We start from the raw sequence: 20,449 nt of genomic DNA, 5'->3' as shown, positions 1-20,449 counted from the left end.
GCAAAATGAGCACATATAAAATTGCAATTATTGATGATGAAACAGAAATTTTAACGATGTTGAATCGGTTTTTGAGTAAATCAGGCAAGTACACGGTTTCAACCTTTTCTAACCCTGTTATAGGAGTAGATGCGGTTAATCGAGACAGTTTTGATTTGGTTTTATTAGACATCATGATGCCTCAAATGAATGGTTTAGAAGCATTAGAAAAAATCATGGTTAAAAATCCAGCACAAAAAATTGTTATGATGACCGCGTATTCAACGTTGGATAGGGTGTTGAAATCACATAAAGAGGGTGCAACCAATTATGTGATGAAACCGTTTGATTCACTGCAAGCTTTAGAGAGTAAAATTACTGAAGTTTTAAAGTCGTAGTTGAATGAATAAAAAGAGTTTGGCACTCAAATATGGGGTGCTTTTTTGTATTGTAAGTGTGGTCCTTTTTGTAGCAAACCACTCTTACAAACAACAACAAACTACTTTACAACTGCAAAAAGAGATACAACACGTCAAAATGGCGTATAAAAGTGTCATTGAAGAGCATCAAAAACTCAGCGAGCTGATTTTTTTCAATGATTTACTTTATGATGATAAAGTGGTTGAAAGTTTCAAACAAGCCACACATCATTTAAAACAAGAACAGCAACAACTCTACGAATACCTCAAACAAAAATTTTTTTATTATAAAAGTTATGGGGTGAAAAATATCAGTTTTTATTTTCCCAATAATGTTCTTTTTTTAACCATGGATGACAAAGCCAATCCCATTGAACATACCGTACAAAAAAAGAGTCTGATTTTTGCAAACTCAACACTTAAAGAGATGTCCAGTATTGAAATAGCCAATAACAAAGCATCACTGGTGGTCACAAAACCTCTTTTTGATAACGATTTAAAACATATTGGTGCCATTGAGTTTGAGTTGAGCTTGGACTATCTTGCCAATATGGTGGAGAAAAAAACTGAATACGACATCTTCTTTTTATACGATAAAAAAATGCAAGCACATTCAGCAAGCAATGAGTTCAGTGATTTTTTAATCAACAATAAATATGCCATTGAAAATTCAACACACAAAATTTTTCGATATAAAGAGGAGATGATGCAACTCATTGCATCTCAACAGCAAGAAAAGATTGTAAAAAACATGAATACACAACAAGAGTTTGCTGTGCCTTTTGAGTTTGAAAAACGCGTTCAAGCGATGGTATTTATCCCTTTACAACACGCCTTAACCAATGAACACAATCTCTATTTAATGGGTTACTCTATGAATGAAGAGTCCGAGTTGGATGTCATAGAGCAGATGAGTTATTGGATATTATGGATTTCGTTGAGTGTTGCATTTTTAGTGATTTTGGTCATTTTTATTTCACATCTTGACCGTATTCGAACACAAGCATTACGAAAAAAATATGATGATTTGGTCAATGCCATTGATAAATATGTAATCATGATAGAGACCGATAAAAGCGGGTTTATTACCTATATTACTGAAGCTTTCTGTAATATTGCAGGGTACAGTAAAAATGAGCTTATAGGTCGAAACATCAATGTACTAAGACATCCTGATATGTCTAAAAAGTTTTTTGAAAATATGTGGTATGAATTGCGAACCAAGAAGCGTTGGGAAGGTGAAGTTAAAAACCGAGATAAAAATGGAAACTCTTATTGGGTACGGGGTATCATTTTGCCCAAATATGATATTAATAATGAAATCATTGGGTATACCTCAATTCGTGTCAATATCACCGATGCTAAACAGCTTAAAAAAATCAATAATCTTTTAAAAGAGGATTTGTCCAATAAACTCAATGAGATTAAAATGCGTGATGAAACTTTGATGCAAAAGACACGTATTATTCTTATGGGGAAAATTTTGGATTCAGTTTCACATCAATGGAAAACACCTATGTCCAATATCACGATTGAATTGGCCAATTTAAAAGCCCGTATTGAAAATGAATCGTTGGATTTGACTCAACTTAAAATGATTCAAGAAGAGATTGAGTATCAACTCAAAACACTCTCCATCACACTCAATGAGTTTAAAACTTTTTTCAGTGAAGAGAATGACAGTGATAAATTTAATGTTTACTCAGCAGTCAATGAATCAATTGCATTGGTTAAAAAAGAGTGTCAATTGCACAACATCTTCATTGAATTGAATGCCTCTAAAGAGATTTTCTGTTTTGGAGTATTTAATGATTTACGACAAATTATCACCAATTTATTGAGAAACAGTGTGCATCAACTCATTGTCAACAATATAGAAAAAGGTGCCATCAAACTTAATATTATTGAAGAGGGGAAAGAGGTCATTATCATGTGTGAAGATAATGCAAAAGGGACCTCTAAACGTATCATTGATGAAGTTTTCTCTGACAGTTATGAAGAGAAAGTCAATAAAGATGCAGGCATTAATCTTTTTATTGTCAAACTGCTCATACAAAAAATTGGGGCACAATTGTTGTTTGAAAACAAAGAGGATAAAACCATTTTTTATATTAAGTTGGTCAAACGGGACCGAAGAAAAGAGAAAAGAGACTAAATGAGAGTTTCATTTTATATTAAAATATTCACTGCTTTTATCATTTTCTCTTTGATATTGATTGGTTTTTTTGGTTTTGTGTTTAAAAACTTCTTTGAAATGGACATTCAAAAACGAGAAGTGGAGCGTATCAATAAAGAGCTGGAATACAAACACGATATATTAGTAGAAACCATTTTAGATATCAATGAGTTGGTCATCACTCTCTCTCATACAAACCCCAAAAATTATCCAGAACTTTTTAATTACAGTATGCAAAGCAATGAAAATATTGTACAAATGAAGTTTTTAAATTCCCAAGGGGTTGAGTTGCTTCGATACAATCGAATGGATAAAAAGATTCTAAAAGTACCTGATTCTCAGTTACAAAATATGATCATACAAGGGTGCTGTAAAGAGATACGAGCGCTTCAAGTAGGGGAATTATGGCACTCATCTGTGGATATTTTAAAACAGAACAGTGAGGTGGTGCGACCCATTACGTTTGTGCTTCGTTTTGTCATTAAAACAGACAAAGGGTTTGTTGTACTGATTTTAGATATCAATGAACTTTTTGAAAAAGTGCAACAAATAGCAAACACCAACTCTTATATTTTAGACCAAGATGGCAATTTTATACTGCACAGTAATCCAAAATATAATTGGTCCAAATACTTTTCACCGACAAAAACCATCTTTAAACTCTTCCCTAGAGAAACAAAGAATATTTTAGACAGTGATTATTTTGTCTCAGAACATTTTGTCTCTAAACGTGTTTACATCACTTATAAAGATTATGTGGTATTACTCTCAACATTTAACAAATCAGAGATTATCAACTATTTTAGAGAGTTTGAAGAGTATTTTATCACTATTTTTGTATTGGGTATTGTTGTTGCCATTATCCTTTCACTGCTTTTTGCAGAACCACTTGCAAAGCTTAATCGAAAAACCGAAGAGGTCAATAAAGATTTGGACATGAGCATTAAAAAGAGTCATGAGGCTTTAAATGAGAGTCAAAATATTATTGATAAATATGTAATGTCCATACGAATGGATAAAGAGGGAGTAATTACAGATGTCAGCAATGCTTTTTGTGATGTTTCAGGTTTTTCAAAAGGGGAACTCATTGGACATCACCATAAAGTTTTGGTCCATTCAGATATGAGTAATGAAGAGTATGACGCCATCTGGAAACCCCTTAAAAAAGGACAATCCAATACTTTAGAGCTTAAAGCACTTAAAAAAGATGGGGGATACTTCTGGACTGAGTCGTATATGGATCCTATTTTCGACTCTGAAGGTGAAATCATCGGTTATACGGTAATACGAAACAACATCACTGATAAAAAAGTGATTGAAAATCTTTACAGTGATATCAACTACCAAGTACAACAATACAATGCTATTTTTGAAAATGCACACAGTGGTATTGGTTTGATTGATTTATTGGGGAACTTTAAAAAAGTGAACTTTATGTTCTCTAAGCTGTTGGGGTACACCAGCAGTGAACTTCTGAACATGAGTTGTTTTGATATTGTAGTACCAATCTCCATTAACTTTTTTAGAAAACTTTTTGTAGAAGCTCAGGAAATAGGTGCCATTGCCAATATTGAAAAGGTTTTTTTACATAAAGATGGTTCAGAGATTCATCTTCAAATGTCGTTGAATCTGTTGCCCGATAAAAAGCATTTTGTTTTGGTGGTCAACTCTTTACAAGATAAACGAAAACTTCAAGAACTCAATCAAACTCTTGAACTTAAAATCCAAGAAGAGGTTGAAAAGAGTCGCCAAAAAGATAAGATACATCAAGAAGAGCAAATTCGTAATATTAAACTCACCTCAATTGGAACACTCGCTGCAGGAATTACGCATGAGATCAATACCCCTTTAACATACATAAAAGGAAACTTTGAGATGATGGGGTATGATATTGAAGATTTACCAGACAGTGAGATAAAAACACGTATGCTTGAAGACAGTGAGCGCATTAAAGATGGGTTAAATCGTATTGCTAATATTGTGGAATCCATGAGAGAAATCTCTCAAAGCTCCAATGAGAGTAAAGAGAATGTAAATATATATTCGACTATAATTACCGCTTTAACCATGACATACAATCGTTCAAAACAGATATCACGTATCTATCTCAATGACAAACTTTTTGAGATTGACAGCATCAATAAAAATGAGTTTGAGTTTATGTGTAAAGTGCAAAAACAGCGTGTAGAACAAGTGTGGATAGTCATTGTCAATAATGCATTGGATGAATTGACCAATGTAGAAGATTATGAACAACGGGCACTTAAAATCTATATTGAAGAACAAAAAGATGATGTGGTGGTACGTTTTGAAGACAATGCAGGTGGTATAAAAGAGGAGATGATAGAAAAACTCTTTGACCCTTTTGTTTCGTCAAAAGAGCACAGTGGTATGGGTGTGGGATTAAATATATCTAAAAAAATCATAGAACAACAAAATGGAGAAATCACGGCGTATAATAAAAATAGTGGTGCCGTGTTTGAAGTGAGATTACAAAAATGCGAATAGCTTTTATTGGAGATATTGTCGGTCGACCGGGTCGAAAAATCATCAAAGACAAATTAAAAACTTTTATAAATAAATATGAGATTGATTATGTGATTGCCAATGGTGAAAATGCAAGTCATGGCTTTGGTTTAACAATCAAAAACTGTGATGAGTTGATAAAATCAGGCATTGATCTTTTTACCGGAGGCAATCACTCCTTTGATAAACGTACTGAAGTAGAAGCTTTGTTTAAAACAAAACCGGTACTTCGCCCAGATAACTACCCAGAAGGTATTCCTGGAAAAGGGGTGGAAATTGTTGAAATCAAAGGTGAGAAGTTGGCCATCGTTAATCTTATGGGGATGTACTCCATGCCTCATGTAGAGAACCCTTTTAATTGGGCAACCAAGCTCATTGACTCTTTGCATGAAGAGGGCATTAAAAATATTTTTATTGACTTTCATGCAGAAGCAACCAGTGAAAAACGTGTCATGCACATGATGTTTGAAGGAAAAATCAGTGCTATTTTAGGTACACACACGCATGTAGGTACGGATGATTTACAAATTTTAAATGGGACAGCGTATGTAACAGATGTGGGGTTAACTGGTTGCAGAGACAATGTCATTGGTATGGATAAACAAATGCCCATTTATAGAGCCACTACAGGGTTAAATGGTCATTTTAAAGTACCAAGTACTTGTAAAGCGATTTTACAATTTGTGGTCATGGATATTGAAAATGGTCAATGTCATGATGCTTTTAAACTCAAAGCGTATTGCGACATAAGCGAAGAGCTGATCATAAAGGCTTTATTTGAATAACAGTTTTGAACTGCTGATTTTTTTAAAGCAAAAAGAGTTGTTAAAAGATGCACCAAAATATTGGTGGCCGAGTCATGGTGGTTTTGAAACACTCATAGGCGCCATTCTTACCCAAAACACTAAATGGACGAATGTAGAAAAGTCCATTGCCAATTTAATGCAACTCAACCTTTTACACTTAGAAGCAATGGCTCAAAGTGATATTGGTGTATTAACGTATGCCATTACTCCAAGTGGCTTTAAAAATCAAAAATCCAAACGACTTAAACAGCTGTGTAATAATATTCTTGAAACCTTTGAAACCTTTGAGCAATTTCAAGAGGAAGTGAGTCGTGAATGGTTGCTCTCTCAAAAAGGTATTGGTTTAGAAACAGCAGATGCAATACTGTGTTATTGCTGTTGTCGTGAAGAGATGGTGGTTGATAAATATACACAACGACTGGTTGAAACTTTTGGCTACACCTTTGAAAGCTATGAGGAACTCAAAGCGTGGTGTGAATATGGAATTAATGAAAATTTCGATAAAATAGTTCAACTTTATGGCTATAACATTACTTTGAATGAACTGTATTGCAGATTTCACGGTAAAATTGTAGAGTTTATGAAAATAAATCCAAGGGTTTAAACTATGATAATCATTCCACAAACCAAAGGTGGTGTCGGTAAATCAACAGTTGCCATGCAAATCATTGCACCTTTTTTATACAAAATGCATGGGAAGAAAGTAACCTATATAGAAATTGATGATGAAAATAATGATTCCAAATCATTTACACGAACGGATATTGTCAATAAACGTATGTTAGGTACCAATAAATTAACAGAACTGGATGAACTGATTTTAATGGACGATAACCATGAAATAATTGTTGATGTAGGTGGAAATAAAACCTCTACACTTGTTCTTGATGAGATTAAAAAGATTGGTACTTATGGAAACGTGAAGTGGATTATTCCATTAGGGGATGGGGAGCTTGATGGTAAAAATGCCATTGCTACCATGAAAAAAATCAGAAAGATTGAACAACACCCCGAAAAAAACATGTTCTTTGCACTTAATCGAGCGATCAGTATGGAAGCAGACTACATTGAAGAACAGTTTATTAACTTCTTTGGACACAAATATCTTAACAGTGATTCAGTGATTTGTGATTTTGTAGAGAATCCCAAATTCTTCCCTGTAAAAAATGATAAAGTCATTACCATCAGTCGGTACTTAGGAAGTACCGTTTGGGAGATGGCATTTAACAACACAGACTTTGCAGAAAAAGCGATGCAAGCCAAAGAGTTAGGCGATTTAGCCAGTGCAAGAAAATACCTCTTTTTCAGACGAATGCAAATTGAATCAAAAGATTATACGATTGATGTGTTGTATAAGATTTTTTCACAACTAGAGAAGTGGATTGAAATTAAAAAATGAGTGACATGAGCTTCAAACAGGCCAAAGAGCTTGTTGAAAAAATTGAACTCACCGAGTTGAGTTTAAAAAAAACAGTCGATGATATTGATGCATCATCGAAGAGTTTTAATGAAGCTTTACGCCAACAACGTATCATTATGGATTTAATACCACGAGCCAATTTTAAAATGGGTCTTTTAAAACTTTTAATTGCTGTACAAGTCGGTTTCATCGCTGGAATTTTTGTCGGCATCTATATATTATAATATTTTAGGAAATGAAGAAGAATGGATAAACAAGAAAAAATTGTATCAATGTTTGATCAAATTGCAGGTAAATACGATATTGCCAATCGTGTCTTAAGTATGGGGATTGATAAATCTTGGAGAAATAAAGCGTGCAATTTGGCTTACTCATTTTATGATAAAAAAGTGATTGATAAAGTCATTGATGTGGCGTGTGGTACAGGGGATATGATCGATTATTGGCAAAAAACAGCAGCACAAGCCAATGTTGAGCTTAATAACATTGTAGGCGTTGACCCAAGTGTTGGAATGATGGAAGTGGCTAAACAAAAACTGCCAGAAGTGGAGTTTATTGAATCAGGGGCTGCATCGATGCCTTTTGAAGATGGTATGGCTGATATTATCTCGATTTCTTATGGTATTCGAAACGTGGTTGAACGACAAAAAGCATTTGATGAATTTGCACGTGTGCTTAAAAAAGATGGACTGCTTGTAATTTTAGAGTTTACTAAAAATCCAAAAGAGACACCGCTTGATTATATTAAAGATTTCTATATGAATAAAGTGTTACCAACCTTAGGTGGAATTATCTCTAAAAATAAAGAGGCCTATACGTATTTACCTAACTCTATTGATGAGTTTTTAACAACAGAAAACCTTTCTAAAGAGTTACAAAATGCTGGATTAGAACCTATTTTTGTAAAAGGGTTTTCTATGAATATATCAACACTGTTTATTGCACGAAAGATTTAATCTTTCAGTTCTTTTTTGAAGCTTCTTTGTTGAAATAGAAATTTTATTCACTCAGATACTTCCATGTATCATCCATCATAAAATTTTTATTTCGTCTTGAGTCTTTAAAAAAATATCTTAAAAGCTTAAAACTTTAAATAAAACAATGGAAGAAAAATGAATGGCCCAATCACTGTCTCAGAACTTAACGGACAAATCAAATCTCTTTTAGAAACCACCTTTTCTTATGTCTATGTTGAAGGGGAAATCTCTAATTTAACCTATCACAACTCCGGACACATTTATTTCTCAATCAAAGATGACAAATCAACCATCTCTTGTGTGATGTTTAAAGGCAATGCGCAATATCTTAAATTCAGACTTGAAGTAGGGCAAAAGATAAATATCTCGGGTTCAATTACTGTGTATGCCCCACGAGGAAACTATCAACTGTTGTGCCAAAAAATTGAACCTTCTGGCATTGGAGAGTTGGCTTTAGCGTATGAACAACTTAAAAAGAGACTGCAAGCACAAGGGTATTTTAATCCTGAGATTAAAAAAAGTTTGCCCAAATATCCTAAAACCATTGCCATTGTAACTTCAAGTACAGGTGCCGCCATACAAGATATGAAAAAGGTGGCATTGCATCGTTGGCCATTGACAAAATTTATTTTAATACCTGCTTTGGTTCAAGGGCAAGGAGCCAAAGAGGATATAGTAAAAGCCATAAAAAAAGCAGACAGCTTAAAAGCAGATATTCTTATTGTAGGGCGTGGTGGAGGAAGCATTGAAGATTTGTGGGCATTCAATGAAGAATGTGTGGCTCAAGCCATTTATGAAGCTTCAACCCCAGTGATTTCTGCAGTGGGGCATGAGGTTGATTTTGTGATTTCTGATTTTGTAGCAGACGTACGTGCTGCCACACCATCCAATGCCATCGAGATTGCATTGCCAGATATGAATGAGATGCTTCAATATCTCGATGAGTTGCACAATGATTACAATCGAAGTTTTACCTATGTACTCAATAATAAAATTCAAGCTCTTAATCACTTGATACAATCATTCAAGCAAAACTCCTTTGCCAATAAGTTTAAGTTCATTGAAGAGAATATTAAAAGTGTCAAAGAGAAGTTTAACCAAGCATTTTCTCAACAACTTCAAAACAGATTCAATGATGTGGAGTTTTTAAAAAATTCCTTTGAGCTCAATCATCCGGATAAACGAATTAAAAAAGGGTATGTACAAGTGACCAAAGAGAATAAAATTATTGCTTTGGAAGATGTAAAGATAGATGATGTGATTGATTTACAAAGCACACACAAGATTGTACGAAGCAAAGTGTTGGATATAAACTCAATCAAATAGTTTTTTAAATAAAACGTGTTAAGTTTTAAGAGTATATTTCGTATAATTAAGAAAGATTGAAAAGACTTTATCTAAAGCCAGAAGCATTAATAGGAATGAAGGAGCGTTTATGGAACAACAAGCAGAAGATAAAAAAATAGATTATGCCAACACAGCAGAGTACATGACTTTTGAATTAGGAAGAATGAAATATGCAATTGAACTTCCTAAAATTCGAGAGATTTTAACATACCCAAAGATTATTACAACTCTTCCAAACACTCGAAAATGGGTTAAAGGTTTAATCAATTTACGTGGTGAAGTTGTGCCTGTATTGGATATTCGAATTAAGTTTAAAACAGGTGAAATTGTTTACAACGATAACACAGCAGTTATTGCTGTTATTACAGAAGATAAACGAATGATTGGTATTGTTGTTGATAAAGTGGATGACGTTCAACGACTCAACATCAATGACCTTGCACCTGTATCGGACTTAGGTTCTGCAATTCCATCAAAATATTTAAAAGGATTTGTTCGATTAGAAGACAGTAAAATGCTTGTAATCATGGACATCGAAAGCGTTGTTCACAAAGATGAACTTCAAGATTAGGATTGCCTATGCAAGAAAAAATTGAAAAGCTCAGAGAGCTGAAACTTCTGTTTGTTGAAGATGAAGAGGATCTGATCAATATCATTGAAGATACTTTGAAAAAACTCAATGCCAATTTTGTAACCGCACGTAATGGAAAAGAAGCCTTGAACCTTTTAGATGAGCAACCAGATATTGATGCCGTTATTACGGATATCAATATGCCCATTATGAATGGTTTAGAGATGATTGACCTTATCAATCAAAAAGGGTTGAACTTGCCTATCATTGTGATGTCTGCACATACTGAAACAGAGTTTATTAAAAAAGCAGAAGAGTTGGGTGTAAAAAATTATCTCTTAAAACCATTTGACTTTATTAAGTTTATTGATTTAATTGTAGGAATGGGTATAAAATAGTTCATGGCATCTGTGGATAAAAAACTTCTAAAACGTCTGAAAGTCTTATACGTTGAAGATGATGATAAAATCAGAACAGAACTCTCTTCTTTGCTTGAAAATTTTTTTGGCAAAGTCTACACGGCAGTTGATGGACAAGATGGTTATGACTGCTATATGAAAAATCAAGAGGATATTGATGTTATTTTAAGTGATATCAATATGCCCAAACTCACTGGTATTCAAATGGTCGCAAAAGTACGCCAAAGCGATATGAAAGTACCTGTTATCTTCGCAACAGCCTATTCTGACAACGAATATCTGGCTGACGCGATTAAACTCAAAGTTTATGACTACATCATTAAACCCATTGACATTCGTAATCTTTTAACCGTCATGAATGACTTGGCCAATATTTTGTATCAAGAGTTTTTGATTGAACAACAAAACAAAGAGCTTGAAAAGTATAAAGATGTCATTGATCAAAACAATATTGTAATCAAAACCGATACCAAAGGTATCATTACGTACGTCAATACACACTTTTGTGAGATTACAGGGTATGAAAAAGAGGAACTCCTTGGTGAACACTTTGCTTTTTTAAAACATAAAGACACAGCACAATCGTTGATTGATGAAATGTTTGAAGCTGTACTTAAAAATGAAGCATGGCAAGGGAAAATTAAAAACAAAACCAAATTTGATGATGTCTATGTGGTGGATGCATACACTATTGCCATACTCACTGATGCTGGAGAAGTAACTGGAAGCATCTCAATTCAAAGAGATATCACTGCAGAGGTGAATCAAAAAAGAGAGATGCAAAAAGCATTGATCAAAGATAAAAGTGAGATTTACTTAAAAGGAAAAGAGAGTACGGGTGAACTCAATGCAATCATCAATGAGTTAAATAAACGTATCCATGATTTGCAAAAGATGATTCAAACTTCACACAAAGATAAAGAGCGTATTTTATTTAACATTGACAAACTCACGGTTGAAAACAAAAAACTCAAAAAAGAGTTGACTTTGGCAGTGAGTAAAATCCCTGATGAAGATGAATCGGCACAAACTTTGAAGATGAACAAAAGCAACCAAGACATGAAAATTGAGCTTAAGAAGTTGCATGAAGAGAATGAACAACTCAAAAGCGATATGACCAAAGAGGTCAATCAAGTGCGTGTGAGTCTTGAAACACGTATTAAAGAGCTGGAAAAACTCAATAAAGAGTATCTGATACAAATTGAAGAGACTGAAGATTTACGAACTCTCAATGAAAAGATAGAGTACTGGAAAGGCAAAGCCAAAGAGGGGCATCGAAGAATTGAGCAATTAGAGCGTGAATTGATTCAAACAGGTGATAAGGGTTTGATGAGTCGATTGTTTAAATAAGAGTAAAACTACTCTTATTTATTAACTGTTTGAGCTCTCTTTGATAGTAATTGAGATGACTTTTTGCTCACTAAGTGGTTTGTTTCCTGCAGACTGACCATTGGTGGGGGTGTACTCAATTTTTTGTACCACATCCATCCCTTTTTTTACATAACCAAAAATTGTATGTCGACCATTAAGCCAATATGTTGGTACGGTTGTGATAAAAAATTGGCTTCCATTGGTATTTGGACCAGCATTTGCCATGGCTAAAATACCTGCTTTATCAAAAACAGCATTGGGAGCAAATTCATCTTTGAATGGTTTGTTCCAAATAGACTCTCCACCTCGTCCTGTTCCTGTTGGGTCTCCCCCTTGAATCATAAAGTTTTTAATCACTCGGTGAAAAATCAAGCCATTGTAGTATCCATTTTTTGAATGCGTGATAAAGTTTTCTACAGCTTTTGGTGCTAAATCGGGTCGAAGTTCAATCTCAATCTCCCCTTGATTTGTTTTCATCACAGCAACTGGATTGGAAGCAAACAGCGCTGCACAGAATGTAACAATTAGTAATACAACTCTCATTAAAAGTCCTTGTTTCTTGTAATCTTGTGTAAAATCGTGTTAGTATAATATTTATATTTTTAATATGTGATTAAAACATTTTTTTTATATTGCATTAACCTGATTTGTACTATAATCGGACAAAAATTATCTTATATAAAGGAACTCAAATATGGAAATGCCAGCAATGCCACAACCAACATTTTATATGTTTAAATGTGAACAATCATCACCTCCAGGAATGCCAAAACCGAGCTGTGTGAATGAAATGACAAAAGATTTGTTTAATCATTTGGCGCAAAAAATGATGGAAAAAGGACTTATGGGACCTGTCCAACCGATTCGAACATCCTGTTTGGGGCGATGTCAAATGGGACCTGTTATGTTAGTGGAACCTGGACATCATATGTACGTACAATTATCTAAGGAAAAAATTGATAGAATTGTGGACGAACATATACTGGGCGGAAACCCAGTACAAGAGTTTTTAATTCCAGAGCAATTCTGGGGAGAACCATGACAATTAAATAACTAGAAGGTAGCAGTAAATGACATTTGATATGCTTTATAGTAAAATCCATAGAGCAACCGTAACCGATGCAAATCTTAACTATGTGGGGTCTATTACCATTGATGAAGAGCTTATGCAGGCTTCGCATTTAAGAGTGGGACAAAAAGTAGAAATTGTTAACGTCAATAACGGGGAACGATTTGCAACGTACGTAATTAAAGGTAAAGCTGGCAGTAAAGATATGTGCTTAAATGGCGCAGCTGCAAGAAAAGTAGAGATCGGTGATAAAATTATTGTGATTGCTTATGCCGCATACTCTGAAGTAGAATTAGAACACTATAAACCTACAGTTGTATTGGTTGATGATGAAAACAATATCACATGCGTGACCAATGAACTTGTTGGAAGTGACCATGTTTGATGGCGTAGATTTAAGCAAACTCAATTTAAACGATGTCATGAAACAAGTTCAAGACATGGCCGAACAAGCAAAAGAGCAAAATGAAGGAAAAATCTTCACCTCAAAAGCGGGTGGAGGAATGGTTGAAATCTCAATCAATGGAAACTCTGAAGTGGTGGATTTACAAATTGATGACTCTTTGCTTGAAGATAAAGATTCCTTACAAATTCTTCTAATCAGTGCCATGAATGATGTGATTAAACAATCCGATGAAAACAAAAAAATGATGGCCATGAACATGATGGGTGGTATGAACCCATTTGGTCAAAAATAGAGTTTCATGAAACAACTACTTGAAGAATTTGAAACGTATTTAAATACGCATTTACCCCAATCAAAAAGTTTCCACCCTAACTTTGAAAAAGCCTTACAAGAGATGCTCCGTGCAGGTGGAAAACGATTTCGTCCAATGCTCTTGTTGAGTGTGGTACAAGCCAAACAATCACTGCTTATAAAAAATGCCATGAGTGTGGCGCTTGGTTTAGAGCTGTTACACACATACTCTTTAATACATGATGATCTGCCTGCGATGGATGATGCCAGTTTACGAAGAGGGTATCCGACACTTCATACAACCTATGATGAAGTCACAGCCATATTAGTTGGGGATGCACTTAATACGCATGCGTTTAATCTGCTTGCCAATGCAGCCTTTTCAAATGATGTGAAAATTGAATTGATTAAAATCCTCTCAAGTGATGGAGGAATTGATGGAATGATCATTGGACAAGCCATTGATTGTTATTTTGAAAATCAAAAAGTGGAACTTTCACAACTGGAGTTTTTACATATTCATAAAACAGCAAAACTTATTGCAGCTTCTCTTAAGATGGGGGCTATTATTGCTGGATTATCGGATGAAGTACAAGAAAAACTCTATGCCTTTGGTATCGATATTGGCTTACTGTTTCAAATTCAAGATGATATTATTGATGAGACTCAAAGTGAAGAGGAAGCGGGGAAAACAACCAATAATGATGGAGCAAAGAACTCTTTTGTGAACCTTTTAGGTTTAAATGGAGCCATCAAAAGTGCCAATGAATTGGCCAACAAGTGTAAAGAGACACTGAATCAATTTGACACCGAATTAAACACAAGCTTACACCAACTGTTGCAAAAATATCTGTACAGACATCAATAAAAAGTTTATGTAATACTTTAGTCATTATAACTCAGACTACTTGACAATTAATAAAAAATTTTATACAATTTTAGCACTCAAAAAATAAGAGTGCTAACTCAAACACGATTTAATCTTATAGGAGAAGCAATAATGAATTTTCAACCATTAGGTGAAAGAGTTCTTGTAAAAAGAACCGAAGTAGAGAACAAAACCGCAAGTGGAATCTATATTCCAGATAACGCAAAAGAGAAACCATCAACTGCAGAAGTAGTTGCAGTGGGAACAGAAGTTAAAGACGTCGCATTAAAAGATACGATTGTATTTGGTAAATATGCAGGTACTGAGTTGACACTTGAAGGTGTAGATTATTTGATTTTAGAGATAAAAGATATTTTAGGAGTGATTAAGTAATGGCAAAAGAAGTATTATTTAGCGATAACGCAAGAAACAAACTGTTTGCAGGTGTTGAAAAATTAGCAGATGCAGTAAAAGTTACAATGGGACCAAGAGGAAGAAATGTACTTTTACAAAAATCATTTGGTGCACCCAACATTACTAAAGATGGTGTTTCCGTGGCACGTGAGATTGAACTTGCAGATACATTAGAAAATATGGGAGCTCAACTTGTAAAAGAGGTGGCTTCAAAAACAGCTGATGAAGCAGGTGATGGAACTACAACTGCAACCGTTTTAGCATACTCTATTTTTAAAGAGGGTCTTAGAAATGTAACGGCTGGAGCAAATCCTATTTCACTTAAAAGAGGAATGGATAAAGCGTGCGAATCAATTTTAGCACAGCTTAAAGCTTCATCAAAAGAGGTGGCAAACAAAACTGAGATTGAGCAAGTTGCAACGATTTCTGCAAACTCTGATAAAGCCATTGGGGCTATGATTGCTGAAGCAATGGACAAAGTAGGAAAAGATGGTGTTATCACTGTTGAAGAGGCAAAAGGTATTACAGATGAACTGGATGTGGTTGAAGGTATGCAGTTTGACCGAGGTTATCTTTCTCCATACTTTGTAACCAATACAGAAAAAATGGTTGCAGAATTGGATAATCCATTTATTCTTTTATGCGATAAAAAAATCTCTAACTTAAAAGAGATGTTACCAATCTTAGAGCAAGTAAATCAAGCGGGACGACCACTGTTAATCATTGCTGAAGATGTAGATGGTGAAGCATTGGCAACATTGGTTGTTAACAGACTTCGAGGTTCATTAAATATTGCTGCAGTAAAAGCGCCAGGTTTTGGTGACAGAAGAAAAGCAATGTTACAAGACATCGCTGTGTTAACAGGTGGTACCGTGGTAGCTGAAGAGATGGGAATGACTTTAGAAGGTTCTGGAGTTGAAGTGCTAGGTACGGCATCTAAAATTGTTATTGACAAAGACAACACAACCATCGTTGATGGTAATGGAGATAAAGCAGCTGTTGAAGCACGAGTAGGGCAAATCAGAAACGAAATTGCAAACACGACAAGTGATTATGACAGAGAGAAACTGCAAGAGAGATTAGCAAAACTTTCTGGTGGGGTTGCTGTTATTAAAGTAGGTGCTGCAACAGAGACAGAGATGAAAGAGAAAAAAGACCGAGTAGATGATGCACTTTCTGCAACACGAGCGGCTGTTGAAGAGGGTATCGTTATTGGTGGTGGAGCTGCACTTATTCGAGCGGCTTCAAAAGTGGCTTTAGAACTCGATGGTGATGAAGCTATTGGAGCAGACATTGTATTAAGAGCAATCAAAGCACCAATGAAACAAATTGCACAAAATGCAGGATTTGATGCAGGTGTGGTTGTAAATGAAGTTGAAAAAGCAAAAGATGAAAACTTTGGATTCAATGCGGCAACGGGTGAATATGTGGATATGTTTGCTGCAGGTATTGTGGATCCTGCAAAAGTTGAAAGAGTGGCAATGCAAAATGCGGTTTCTGTAGCATCACTTCTTTTAACAACTGAAGCAACTGTTACAGACATCAAAGAAGATAAACCAGCTCCAGCTATGCCAGACATGGGTGGAATGGGTGGAATGCCAGGTATGATGTAAGCAAACGTTAAAAACGTGAATTGATTGACGTTTTTAGTTTGCGCACCCGAAAGTGATGTGCGATAGCACCACTGAAGGGAGAAAAGGTTTGCGCACCCGAAGTCGATGTTCTATAAACTCACTTCACTCAATTAAAAGGCAAGGATTTACTCCTTGCCTTTTTTTATGCCCTTTTTGTGACTCGAAGGTGTTTTCTTCGTCCATTTTTTATAGGCTCTGAAAAAAGAGCTCGCTTCTGAGTAGCCCAGTAAATATGCAATGCTCGCATAATCCATTTTGGTTGTTTGTAAGTAGTGATCTGCCAGTTGCATTCTTACAGCTGTAAACGCATCTCTGAAGTTTTTCTTTTCACTTTTTAAGTAATTTTGCAAGGTGCGAACACTAAGTTGCATTTGTGAAGCGACAAACTCAATGTTGATGTCATGTTCTCCAATATTTTTTACAATAATGGTTTTCACTTTTCCATAATAAGAGGTTTGATTCAAATCTTGTAAAATCGCATTGGCTTGATTCTCAAAATATCCCAACATTGAGGGGTTTGAGTTTTTTACAGGGATATTGAGTTCATTCTTATTAAAGAGTATGGAGTTTTCATCTTTGCTAAAAAAGATATTCTCTCCAAAAAGTCGATGATAGGCGGTTAAGTCTTGAATTTTTTCTTGTGAAAAAAAAGTTTGAGAAGGAACAACTTGTTGTCCTAGAATTTGAGTCAAGATACTTACAATTGCAGATAAGTGTACCTCTGCATGATAACTTGGAACAGGAATATAGGGGTTTTCATTGATATAAATGGTGAATTTATAAGAGTGTTCATTTTCACTGAAATGGAATTTTAAATACCCACCTACGAGTTGTTGGTAGTGTGCAAATTTTTCAATCATCTCTTTAAGTGTTTGTGTATTTAAAAGTAAATAACCTAAAAGACCTAAGGAGTGGTAAGAAATTGACTGTCCAATATCCAAAGCCAATGTTTTATTTTGAGTATTTTCTATACAGTATCTGAAGATATCTGAAAGTTTATGGCTTTCTATGCCTTTGGGATTATTTTTTAAATCCTCTTCATTTAAGTCGACAAAAGCAAGCATATCATCCATAGAGAGTTTGGTGTTGGCGCATAAAGCTTTTAAAACATATTCAAATGTAATGGTGGAAATTCGTTGCAACAAGACTCCATTTTCGTAAAATGTCAATTTATTTACGTATTATAACATATAATTTTTTGTTTATTGTATATATAATATACAAGATGAAAAAAGGAAGAGAAGATATGTCGCAAAATGAAATCAGAGTAGATGAGAGTTATATCAGTTTTAAAAACATTGATTGTTTTGAAAATGCATGTGTTGTGATAGACCACATGATACGAGTTTTAAAAGATCCTAAAAATATGAATATCTATTGGGAAAAGTTTATGCCTAAGATTCCACAAGCATATTACAGTAGAAATCCCAAAGATGATCCTGAAGAGAAACTGCTTTATTTGGTCTGTTCAAACTCTTTTTATATTGATGATTTGTTTGAAGATGCCCAAGATGAAGTTGCACAATTGGCACTTCATAAATGTGAACAAGAGTGTTGTTAAAAAATCAATGGAGCAGATAATCATATAAATGTGATAATTTAATCACTAATGTGTTACTATGATTTAAGAGAAATTATGGGACACAGTTATGGACAGATTCAATCATAAAACTATTTTTTCTAAATTGACCAAACTTTTTTTTATATTTGGTTTGTTTCTGATAGTCATTGCTACATTAGTAATGTATTACTTGCAACAACAAATAGAAGAGTCTGAAATTGAACAAAAATCCCAATTGGTCTTAAAATATAAACAACATGCTTATGTTGAATATATTCAAGAGGCCAAAAAACTTTTAAAATCGATACAAAACAGTACATTTTTAAAACGCTATTTAAAAAATCATAACAATAAAAATGATGTTGAAGAGCTTTTTTATACGCTTGCACAAGCTAATAGTACCATACTTCAAATTCGTTATTTAAATGAGCAAGGGCAAGAACAAATTCGTATCAATAAAGATGCGGCTCAAAACCGTATCACTAAAGTTCCAATACACCTATTGCAACAAAAAGATCATCGATATTATGTTGATGAGATAAAGCGTTTAAAAGAGGATGAAACCTATCTTTCAAAATTGGATTTAAATATCGAAAACGAACAAATAGAAGTACCGTATGTCCCCACGCTTCGTTTGGCCAATGCTGTTTATAAAAACAACAAAATTGTGGGCATGATTATTATTAATTTACAAATGAAAGAGATCCTTGATAGTACGGTCAGTTCTGATATTTTTAACATCTATTTGGTGGATGAAAAAAACAATGTGGTTTACAGTAACGATGAGAGCAAAAACAATTGGTCCAATACGTTGAATGTCTATTCTCGAATTAACACCGAAGAGATTATTAATAAAGAGATGCTGTTTCAAAGCAATCAACATAAGCTTTATATTGCACTCAAACAAAAAGATTTTGGAAACAAAGCGATTATTAACAATACCATTGTAGTGATTGTTTTGATACTTGTATCAGCGAGTCTCTTTTTTGTTTATTTATTACGAACACGAGTCAATTTTATTTTGGAAAAATTCAATGATCAAAACAAATATGTGATTCAACAAGTCAAACTTGAATCCATTGGTAAACTTTTAGAAAACTTAGCACACCAATGGCGGCAACCTTTGAATGTCATTTCAAGTTTGTCGTCCAGTTCAAAAATGATGATGCAAATGGATCTTTTAAAAACGAATGAGTTGTATAATAATCTTGACCAAATCACTGCAACGTGTATTGGACTTTCACACACTATTGATGATTTTAAAAACTTCTTCAAAATAGATTCAAGTATCACTTCATTTCAACTTTTAGAGTTAAAGCAAGAAGCATTAGAAAAATTAGAAGAGCTTTTAGATAAAAATGGCATTGCTTTTATCACCGATAAAAAAAGTATTAACCTTAAAATGAAAGGTTCTAAAAATGCTTTGGTTCAAGTCTTGATGGTATTGATTAAAAACTCGATTGAAGCACATATGAGCAATCCTTCAAAAGAGCGTTATATTTTCTTTTTGGCTCAAGCCACTAAAGAGAACATTACCATCACCATTAAAGATAATGCGCAAGGCATACCAAGTGATATTATGGATAAAATATTTGAACCCTATTTTACCACCAAACACCAATCACAAGGCAAAGGAATGGGATTATATATTGTCCATCAAGTCATTACTCAACAACTCAATGGACAAATTGAAGTGCATAATGTGCAGTATCGATATAATCATCAATTACAAATAGGAACAGAGTTTTGTATTACTCTGCCTATTCAAATATCATAAGATTAAAACTCTTCCCACGTTGCATTTTCATGAGAGCTGTGCACTTTTTGACTCTCTTTTGGTTTTGAAGTGTGTTTAAGGTTTTCTTTTTTTATCTCTTGTGAAAGATTCTCTTTTTTTGCTTGCAGTGCTTTTGCGTCGGCTTTCCCCCAAAACTCTTTTTTATTGGCATCATTGACAATGTCCTTGGCAATACTGTCTGTTTGCATTGCAATCTCTTGTGTCTGATTTGCGATTGATGCATTTTGTTGAGTTTGTTGATCCAGTTGTGTCACGGCATCATTGATTTGAGTAATCCCTGCTTCTTGCTCTTTACTGGCATTGGCAATCTCTTCAATCATGTGTGTGGATTTACTGATATTATCCAACAACCCTTTATACCCTTCAATCATATCTGCACTGATGGTCTTACCATGTC

The 20,449-nt window shown here is 34.4% G+C and carries 22 protein-coding genes and 1 pseudogene; 20 read left to right on the top strand and 3 right to left on the bottom strand.

The features are described 5' to 3' along the window. Nucleotides 1-5: 5 nt before the first annotated feature. From CRV04_RS06910 to CRV04_RS06855, 12 genes are all read left to right on the top strand, one after another. Nucleotides 6-377: a response regulator gene (locus CRV04_RS06910; protein WP_128996105.1), complete on the top strand. Its 372-nt coding sequence runs from the start codon at nt 6-8 to the stop codon at nt 375-377. A gap of 4 nt (nt 378-381) precedes the next feature. Further along, the gene (locus CRV04_RS06905; RefSeq protein ID WP_128996104.1) at nt 382-2,553 is read left to right on the top strand and encodes a sensor histidine kinase; all 2,172 of its coding nucleotides are present in this window, start codon (nt 382-384) and stop codon (nt 2,551-2,553) included. Further along, nucleotides 2,554-5,082: a PAS domain-containing sensor histidine kinase gene (locus CRV04_RS06900; RefSeq protein ID WP_128996103.1), complete on the top strand. Its 2,529-nt coding sequence runs from the start codon at nt 2,554-2,556 to the stop codon at nt 5,080-5,082. Further along, a complete protein-coding gene (locus CRV04_RS06895; protein WP_128996102.1) occupies nt 5,073-5,885 on the top strand; it encodes a TIGR00282 family metallophosphoesterase in 813 nt (270 codons plus the stop codon). Before CRV04_RS06900 ends, CRV04_RS06895 begins: the two co-directional genes overlap by 10 nt. Beyond that, nucleotides 5,878-6,510 (top strand): 3-methyladenine DNA glycosylase, encoded by a 633-nt coding sequence (locus CRV04_RS06890; RefSeq protein ID WP_128996101.1) that lies wholly within the window; start codon nt 5,878-5,880, stop codon nt 6,508-6,510. Before CRV04_RS06895 ends, CRV04_RS06890 begins: the two co-directional genes overlap by 8 nt. Nucleotides 6,511-6,513: 3 nt before the next feature. After that, nucleotides 6,514-7,305 carry a nucleotide-binding protein gene (locus tag CRV04_RS06885; RefSeq protein ID WP_128996100.1) on the top strand — a complete coding sequence of 264 codons (792 nt, stop codon included), beginning with the start codon at nt 6,514-6,516 and terminating at the stop codon, nt 7,303-7,305. 5 nt (nt 7,306-7,310) lie between these two features. Next, the gene (locus tag CRV04_RS06880) at nt 7,311-7,550 is read left to right on the top strand and encodes a hypothetical protein (RefSeq protein WP_228126503.1); all 240 of its coding nucleotides are present in this window, start codon (nt 7,311-7,313) and stop codon (nt 7,548-7,550) included. A gap of 21 nt (nt 7,551-7,571) precedes the next feature. Next, a complete protein-coding gene (gene ubiE / locus CRV04_RS06875) occupies nt 7,572-8,282 on the top strand; it encodes a bifunctional demethylmenaquinone methyltransferase/2-methoxy-6-polyprenyl-1,4-benzoquinol methylase UbiE (protein WP_128996098.1) in 711 nt (236 codons plus the stop codon). 156 nt (nt 8,283-8,438) lie between these two features. Beyond that, nucleotides 8,439-9,629: an exodeoxyribonuclease VII large subunit gene (xseA, locus tag CRV04_RS06870; protein WP_128996097.1), complete on the top strand. Its 1,191-nt coding sequence runs from the start codon at nt 8,439-8,441 to the stop codon at nt 9,627-9,629. Between the two features lie 109 nt (nt 9,630-9,738). Continuing rightward, nucleotides 9,739-10,221, top strand: a complete 483-nt coding sequence (locus CRV04_RS06865) for a chemotaxis protein CheW (RefSeq protein WP_128996096.1) — start codon at nt 9,739-9,741, stop codon at nt 10,219-10,221. 8 nt (nt 10,222-10,229) lie between these two features. Next, nucleotides 10,230-10,619: a response regulator gene (locus CRV04_RS06860; RefSeq protein ID WP_128996095.1), complete on the top strand. Its 390-nt coding sequence runs from the start codon at nt 10,230-10,232 to the stop codon at nt 10,617-10,619. 3 nt (nt 10,620-10,622) lie between these two features. Next, the gene (locus tag CRV04_RS06855) at nt 10,623-11,990 is read left to right on the top strand and encodes a hybrid sensor histidine kinase/response regulator (protein WP_128996094.1); all 1,368 of its coding nucleotides are present in this window, start codon (nt 10,623-10,625) and stop codon (nt 11,988-11,990) included. Nucleotides 11,991-12,011: 21 nt separating this feature from the next. Here the strand turns inward: CRV04_RS06855 and CRV04_RS06850 are convergent, their stop codons facing one another. Beyond that, complete coding sequence (locus CRV04_RS06850; RefSeq protein ID WP_128996093.1) at nt 12,012-12,554, bottom strand: peptidylprolyl isomerase; 543 nt, start codon at nt 12,552-12,554, stop codon at nt 12,012-12,014. Nucleotides 12,555-12,705: 151 nt separating this feature from the next. Here CRV04_RS06850 and CRV04_RS06845 point away from each other — a divergent pair, with 151 nt between their 5' ends. The 6 genes from CRV04_RS06845 to groL all read left to right on the top strand — a co-directional run bounded on the left by CRV04_RS06845 (nt 12,706) and on the right by groL (nt 16,672). Further along, the gene (locus tag CRV04_RS06845; protein ID WP_128996092.1) at nt 12,706-13,053 is read left to right on the top strand and encodes a (2Fe-2S) ferredoxin domain-containing protein; all 348 of its coding nucleotides are present in this window, start codon (nt 12,706-12,708) and stop codon (nt 13,051-13,053) included. A gap of 28 nt (nt 13,054-13,081) precedes the next feature. Continuing rightward, nucleotides 13,082-13,465 carry an aspartate 1-decarboxylase gene (panD, locus tag CRV04_RS06840; RefSeq protein WP_128996091.1) on the top strand — a complete coding sequence of 128 codons (384 nt, stop codon included), beginning with the start codon at nt 13,082-13,084 and terminating at the stop codon, nt 13,463-13,465. Beyond that, nucleotides 13,458-13,778, top strand: coding sequence for a YbaB/EbfC family nucleoid-associated protein (locus CRV04_RS06835; protein ID WP_128996317.1), 321 nt, complete (start codon nt 13,458-13,460; stop codon nt 13,776-13,778). Before panD ends, CRV04_RS06835 begins: the two co-directional genes overlap by 8 nt. Before the next feature lie 6 nt (nt 13,779-13,784). Beyond that, nucleotides 13,785-14,645, top strand: coding sequence for a polyprenyl synthetase family protein (locus tag CRV04_RS06830; RefSeq protein WP_128996090.1), 861 nt, complete (start codon nt 13,785-13,787; stop codon nt 14,643-14,645). 132 nt (nt 14,646-14,777) lie between these two features. Continuing rightward, nucleotides 14,778-15,038, top strand: a complete 261-nt coding sequence (gene groES, locus CRV04_RS06825) for a co-chaperone GroES (protein WP_128996089.1) — start codon at nt 14,778-14,780, stop codon at nt 15,036-15,038. Next, nucleotides 15,038-16,672 (top strand): chaperonin GroEL, encoded by a 1,635-nt coding sequence (groL, locus tag CRV04_RS06820; RefSeq protein WP_128996088.1) that lies wholly within the window; start codon nt 15,038-15,040, stop codon nt 16,670-16,672. Before groES ends, groL begins: the two co-directional genes overlap by 1 nt. Before the next feature lie 146 nt (nt 16,673-16,818). On the opposite strand, the gene CRV04_RS06815 is transcribed toward groL, so the two are convergent. Continuing rightward, nucleotides 16,819-17,835 (bottom strand): AraC family transcriptional regulator, encoded by a 1,017-nt coding sequence (locus CRV04_RS06815; RefSeq protein ID WP_128996087.1) that lies wholly within the window; start codon nt 17,833-17,835, stop codon nt 16,819-16,821. Nucleotides 17,836-17,918: 83 nt separating this feature from the next. On the opposite strand from CRV04_RS06815, the gene cowN reads away from it, so the two are divergent. Together cowN and CRV04_RS06805 are read left to right on the top strand one after the other, a co-directional pair. Then, nucleotides 17,919-18,254 (top strand): N(2)-fixation sustaining protein CowN, encoded by a 336-nt coding sequence (gene cowN / locus CRV04_RS06810; protein ID WP_228126502.1) that lies wholly within the window; start codon nt 17,919-17,921, stop codon nt 18,252-18,254. Between the two features lie 88 nt (nt 18,255-18,342). Next, nucleotides 18,343-20,031, top strand: coding sequence for a sensor histidine kinase (locus tag CRV04_RS06805; RefSeq protein WP_128996086.1), 1,689 nt, complete (start codon nt 18,343-18,345; stop codon nt 20,029-20,031). 2 nt (nt 20,032-20,033) lie between these two features. Here the strand turns inward: CRV04_RS06805 and CRV04_RS06800 are convergent. Continuing rightward, nucleotides 20,034-20,449: pseudogene (locus tag CRV04_RS06800) on the bottom strand (HAMP domain-containing methyl-accepting chemotaxis protein); the annotation flags it as partial.

This window comes from Candidatus Marinarcus aquaticus (assembly GCF_004116335.1).
GTDB classification, from domain to species: Bacteria; Campylobacterota; Campylobacteria; order Campylobacterales; family Arcobacteraceae; genus Marinarcus; species Marinarcus aquaticus.
Note: the sequence above shows the minus strand (reverse complement) of the source record. Positions and strands in the feature narration are given on the sequence as shown.